Origin of the sequence: Bradyrhizobium iriomotense (genome assembly GCF_018130765.1) — a bacterium.
GTDB lineage: Bacteria > Pseudomonadota > Alphaproteobacteria > Rhizobiales > Xanthobacteraceae > Bradyrhizobium > Bradyrhizobium iriomotense_A.
In genome coordinates this window covers 1-5038 of record NZ_JAFCJZ010000050.1, presented here as the reverse complement: position 1 = coordinate 5038, position 5038 = coordinate 1, and the positions used below count along the sequence as shown (strand labels likewise).

Annotated in this window: 5 protein-coding genes and 1 tRNA gene; 2 read left to right on the top strand and 4 right to left on the bottom strand. The window is 65.6% G+C overall.

What is annotated here, in order from left to right; translation table 11 throughout:
• Positions 1-235: 235 nt before the first annotated feature.
• From JQ635_RS38840 to JQ635_RS38830, 3 genes are all read right to left on the bottom strand, one after another.
• Positions 236-310 (bottom strand) — tRNA-Val (locus tag JQ635_RS38840).
• Between the two features lie 147 nt (positions 311-457).
• Complete coding sequence (locus JQ635_RS38835) at positions 458-1756, bottom strand: hypothetical protein (protein WP_211415029.1); 1299 nt, start codon at positions 1754-1756, stop codon at positions 458-460.
• A gap of 117 nt (positions 1757-1873) precedes the next feature.
• A complete protein-coding gene (locus tag JQ635_RS38830; RefSeq protein WP_211415028.1) occupies positions 1874-2479 on the bottom strand; it encodes a DUF1134 domain-containing protein in 606 nt (201 codons plus the stop codon).
• Positions 2480-2618: 139 nt separating this feature from the next.
• Between JQ635_RS38830 and JQ635_RS38825 the strand changes: the two genes are divergently transcribed.
• On the top strand, positions 2619-3104 hold the full coding sequence (locus tag JQ635_RS38825) for a YHS domain-containing (seleno)protein (RefSeq protein WP_211415027.1): 486 nt from the start codon (positions 2619-2621) through the stop codon (positions 3102-3104).
• Here the strand turns inward: JQ635_RS38825 and JQ635_RS38820 are convergent.
• Positions 3098-3925, bottom strand: coding sequence for a 3'(2'),5'-bisphosphate nucleotidase CysQ family protein (locus JQ635_RS38820; protein WP_211415026.1), 828 nt, complete (start codon positions 3923-3925; stop codon positions 3098-3100). The genes JQ635_RS38825 and JQ635_RS38820 overlap by 7 nt on opposite strands.
• A gap of 184 nt (positions 3926-4109) precedes the next feature.
• Between JQ635_RS38820 and chpT the strand changes: the two genes are divergently transcribed.
• Positions 4110-4763 carry a histidine phosphotransferase ChpT gene (gene chpT / locus JQ635_RS38815; RefSeq protein WP_026312619.1) on the top strand — a complete coding sequence of 218 codons (654 nt, stop codon included), beginning with the start codon at positions 4110-4112 and terminating at the stop codon, positions 4761-4763.
• Positions 4764-5038 lie beyond the last annotated feature (275 nt).

Sequence of the window (5038 nt, the reverse complement as noted above, 5' to 3'; positions counted from 1 at the left end):
AATATCCGGCCGCGCCTCGCAATCGGCCGGTTCGTTCCAGCCTGAGCAACCAAACCACCAATTCTTGCCCAGCCTCGTCGGAGCAAGCGGAGTTCGGAAAAGGCGTAACCCATTGATCCGACTGACGTCGGCTACTGTGCATGGGGTTGTTTTTCGATTTTTTTGATCGGACGGCCCCGAACAGCTGTCAGGCCTGGATATTCGTCCGCAACCGGCAGGGGTTCAGGAGGCTGGATGGTGGGCGCACAAGGGATCGAACCTTGGACCTCTCCCGTGTGAAGGGAACGCTCTCCCGCTGAGCTATGCGCCCGGGACCATCATGCAGGCGGCCGGACTTTCGGCCGGCCGACGCATTGGAGCCCGCGATTTAGAAGTGCGGGCTTGAGGTGTCAAGTTTCCAGGCGCCTTGGGACCGGAAAACCTTGCCGTCGCCAAGGAAACCCGCCTTTTCGGCCGCTTAGGCGCCCTGCTGGCGGGCGCGGGAGGCGTGGGCCTGGAGCGCGCGGATGCGTTCGGCCAGCGTTCCGCCGCCCTCGGGCAGGGTGGCGGCAGTCGAGCCATTGGTCGCGGCGTCGTTGGCCGGGCGCGGCGCGGGCTTCGGCGGCTGGCCGGCCTCGGCCGCCAGCAGCGCCTCGATCGGCGAGTTCGGGCCTTCGAGCTGCATCGCGAGCTTTGCCACCTCAGCGGCGATGTCGTTGATGCGCTCGCGCAGCAGCGCATTCTCCATGCGCTCGGTCGCCCAGGAGCTTTCCGCCTGCTGCTGGATCGCGTTGATGTCGCGCTGGAGTTTTGCGCGCTCGTCGCGCGCGGAGCGGAGCTGCTCCTCCAGCGCGGTCTTTTCCGCGCGCAGCCCTTCGAACGCGGCCGACGATTTGCCGCCGCTCAGGGCGGCGATCTCGACGCGCAGCTCCTTGGCGGTACGCTCGGCGGTCTCATTGGCCTGGCGGAGCTGGTTGTTCTCGTAGTCGCGCTCGGCGAGCAGCTTGCCTTGCGTGGCGAGACGGCCCTCGAGGTCGGCGACGCGCCCCGACAGCATCTCGGCCTCCTTGACCTGCACGATCAGCTGGCGATCGAGCTCGGTGACGCGCTGGCTCAGATTCTCGACACGGCCGCGCGCATCGCCAAGCTCGCGCGTGGCGGTCTCGGATTCAGTGCGCTCCTGCGCCAGACGCGCTTGCGTAGCGGCGAATTCCTTCTCGGCATCGCCGACGCGGTTCTTCAGTTCCTCGATCTGCGTGCGCACCGCGACCAGCTCGACCTGGCGGCTCTCCGCCATCAGCGAGCGGTCGGACAGTTCGGAGTTGATCTTGGCGAGCTCGTGTTGCTTGTCGGTCAGCGCATTCTCGGCAGCGCGCAAGCTTTCCGTCTTGGCGGCGAATTCCTCTTCGGTGGCGCGGAGCTGTTCCTTCACCGCCTTCTCGCGCGCTTCGAGCGCGAAGATCGTGGCGTTCTTCTCGCCCAGCTCGATCTTCATGCGGTTGATGGCATCGCTCTTCTTGCCGAGCTCGGCGAGCTGGCTCGTAGTCTTGTTCTTGAGCTGCTCGACGCTCATCTCGAGCCGGCGCGCCGACATGGCGAATTCGGCGCGGAGCTGGTCCTTGTCGGCCTGGATCTCGGCCATCGACAGCGGGGTGGCGGCCTCGAGCCGGCGCGTGGTCAGTCGCACCGCGCGGTTATGCACCAGCGGCACGATGGCGAGCCCGCACAGCATCGCCAGCAGGAAACCGATCGCCAGGTACATGATCGGTTCGACCATGGGCCAGAACTCCCAAAGCTAAGGAAAAATTTACCAACGACAATGCATGCGGGGCCGGCAAAAAGCCAGCCCCGGCCTGTCGTTAACCTTGATCCGTCAGGGGAAGGGAGGGAGCCTTTAGAACGGGTTCCAGGTCGCGCGCGGCGTGTATTTGAGGTAGCCGATATTGGCGCCCAGCCTTAAGCCCAGGCCCGAGCGGATCGGCACCAGCACGATGTTGTTGGCGGTGAGCGCCGTCATGCCGAAGCCACCGATGATATAGGCCGAGCCGTCGATGCCGCCGAAGCGCTGGTAGATCGCGTTGGTGGCGGGCAGGTTGTAGACCAGCGTCATGGTGCGCGCGCCGTCGCCGCCCCAGTCGAAGCCGAGCGAGGGGCCTTGCCAGTAGACGCGGAGGTCGCCGGCGTTCTTGGTGTAGAGCGTGCCCTCGCCGTAGCGCAGGCCAGCAACGAAGGCGCCGGAGCCTTCCTCACCCAGGATGTAGCCGTTCGGCAGGCCCCATTGGCTGACCGCCTTCTCGATGATCGAGGCGAGCCCGCGCGAGACGTTGCCGAAGAAGCGATGGCCGGCCGTCACCAGCTCGTCCGGCCCATAGGTGTTGGGCGTCGGGGTGCGCTGCGGCGGCGGCAGATTGGGCGGCGGCGCCTGCTGGGCGGAGGCCGGCACGATCCAGCCGACCATCGCGGCAAGCGCGAGCGCAGCAAGGCGTGATGCGAAAGTCATAAAAGAACCCCTGGTATCGAATCCGATCGCTTCCTTAACCTGACGCCAACAGGCACGGTCCTAGGTTGCGCCGGATGTCCCCTCGACTCGGATGTTATCCGCAGCAACTATGACGGCACAACGGCAGGAAGATAGCCCTTTGCGCCCCGGAATTGCCTTGATCGGCCGGGTCGTCTGCCTTCTGGCGGGCATTTGGTTTGCCTTCCCAGAGCTGCCGGTCGAGGCCGCCACCACCGAGCGGATCGTCGTCAACCGCTTCTCTGGCGTTGCCATCGAGGGTTTCGACCCCGTCGGCTATTTCGTCGACGGCGCCGCCGAGCAGGGCACGGCGGAGTTCGAGGCCAACCTCTGGGGTGCAGTCTGGCGCTTCCGGAACGAGGGTAACCGGGCCTCCTTCCTGGCTCATCCCGAGATCTATGGTCCGCAGTTCGGCGGCTATGACCCCGCCGACATCGCCCGCGGCGTCACCATTGCCGGCAACCCCCGCTTCTTCGCGATCGTGGCGCAGCGGCTGTACCTGTTCAGCCGGGAAGCCAATCGCGACGCCTTCGCCGCCGATCCGGAGCGCTTTCTCTATGAGGTCGGCAAGCGCTGGCCGGCGCTGCAGGAGCAGCTCAGTCAGTAGCAACCTACCGCCTGCGGGTCGCCCCAGGCGATGAATTCCGGGATGATGAAGCCGGTGTTGCTTCGCTGGCCGAAGCTGAGCTCGCCGCCCTTGCCATCGGTCACCCTGCCGCCGGCCGCGGTCACGACCGCGCAGCCCGCCCCGACGTCCCATTCCGAGGTCGGCCCGAAGCGGGGATAGATGTCGGCCGCGCCTTCCGCGATGCGGCCGAATTTTACGGCGGAGCCACAGGTCTTTCTCACCGCGTTGGGCCTGTTGTCGATGAACGCTTCGCTTTTGGGATCGCCATGCGAACGGCTCACCGCCGCGACCCAGGGCTCGCCCTGCGCCGGCAGCTTGCGGGTGTGGATCGGTTCGGCGGCACCGATGGTGGCGCCGTCAAACCGCACGCGCTCGGCGCCGCGGCCGACGATGCCGCGCCAGAGCAGCCCCAGCGCGGGTGCGCTGACGATGCCGAGCAGGGGAACGCCCTTGGTCACGAGCGCGAGATTGACGGTGAACTCGTCGCGTCCGGCGACGAACTCCTTGGTGCCGTCGAGCGGATCGATCAGGAAGAAGCTGCCCTGGAACGGCGGCGAGGCGAGCTGGGTCCGCTCCTCCGAGAGCGTCGGGACGTCGCCCGCAAGCTGGGCAAGGCCGTCGGCGATGATGCGGTCGGCGGCAAGGTCCGCCTCGGTCACCGGCGAGCCGTCCTGCTTGCCGTCGACCCGCATCGCCGCGCGGTTGACGGCGAGGATTGCTTCGCCGGCCTTCACCACCAGCGCGGTGAGCGGCTCCATCAATCCGGATGCGGCCTCGGCGTCGATCGTCCTCACCTGCATGCCTCATTCATTGGCAATTCTCGCCCTCAGTTGATTCGCCCGCAGCCTTTATGGCCGCTTCGAACCTATCGCAAGCTAGCTGCCACAGGCTGGCGAATGTTAGAACCCGCAGCATCCGTCAAGCATGCGTGATTCGCGGCGTCCAGCGCCGTGCAATTCCAGGAACCCTCCAGGACCCCATTATATGTCTGACGCCTCGTCGCCCGCGACCGCTACTGCTCCCGATATGCTCGAACTCGCCGCGCTGCTGTGCTCGCGGGTCTGCCACGATCTCATCAGCCCCGTCGGCGCCATCGTCAACGGGCTCGAAGTGCTCGACGACGATCCCAAGCCGGAAGACCGCGAGTTCGCGCTCGACCTGATTCGCAAGAGCGCCAAGACCGCCTCCGCCCGCCTCCAGTTCTGCCGTCTCGCCTTCGGTGCCGCCGGCTCCTCCGGTGCCCAGATCGATCTCGGCGATGCCCAGACCATGGCGAAGGGCCACATCGAGGACGGCAAGTGCTCGATCACGTGGAATCTGCCGCGGCTCCTGCTGCCGAAGAATCGCGTCAAGCTGCTGCTCAACATGCTGGTCGTTTCCCAGCATACTATCCCGCGCGGCGGCATGCTGACGGTCGATCCGATCGGCGAGGGCGAGACGATGAGTTTCCGCATCACCGCGACCGGGCATAATGCGCGCCTGCCGCAGAACATCTCCGAGCTCCTGAGCGGCGAGCGGGGACCTGCCGCCGATGCGCACGCGATCCAGCCTTATTACACGCGGCTGCTCGCGCAGGCCTGCGGGCTCACCGTGACGCTCAAGCCGGAGGGCGAAGCGATCATCGTTACCGCTTCGTAAACGCGCGAGCCGCGCGCTCAGAGGTTAAGCCAATCTTTACGAGGCGCTTCGGCTTGTCCGGAGCGCCTTATCTCTTTGTTGGTTCCGTTCTTTTCCACATACTCAACCATTATTAAACGCTTTGCGGTGAAGCTGGCCCCATTCGGAAAATGGCGCATCACGCCTCGTGCGCGCGCTCCCTGTATGAAGGCCTGTTTTCATGGATGATCTGTTGCGGGAGTTTTTGACGGAGACCAGCGAGAGCCTGGACACCGTCGACAATCAGCTGGTGAAGT

What these genes read in the sequence shown, in the direction of transcription:
- JQ635_RS38830 (WP_211415028.1), bottom strand. Translation starts at nt 2,479, where the DNA reads ATGACTTTCGCATCACGCCTTGCTGCGCTCGCGCTTGCCGCGATGGTC.
- JQ635_RS38835 (WP_211415029.1), bottom strand. Translation starts at nt 1,756, where the DNA reads ATGGTCGAACCGATCATGTACCTGGCGATCGGTTTCCTGCTGGCGATG.
- chpT (WP_026312619.1), top strand. Translation starts at nt 4,110, where the DNA reads ATGTCTGACGCCTCGTCGCCCGCGACCGCTACTGCTCCCGATATGCTC.
- JQ635_RS38820 (WP_211415026.1), bottom strand. Translation starts at nt 3,925, where the DNA reads ATGCAGGTGAGGACGATCGACGCCGAGGCCGCATCCGGATTGATGGAG.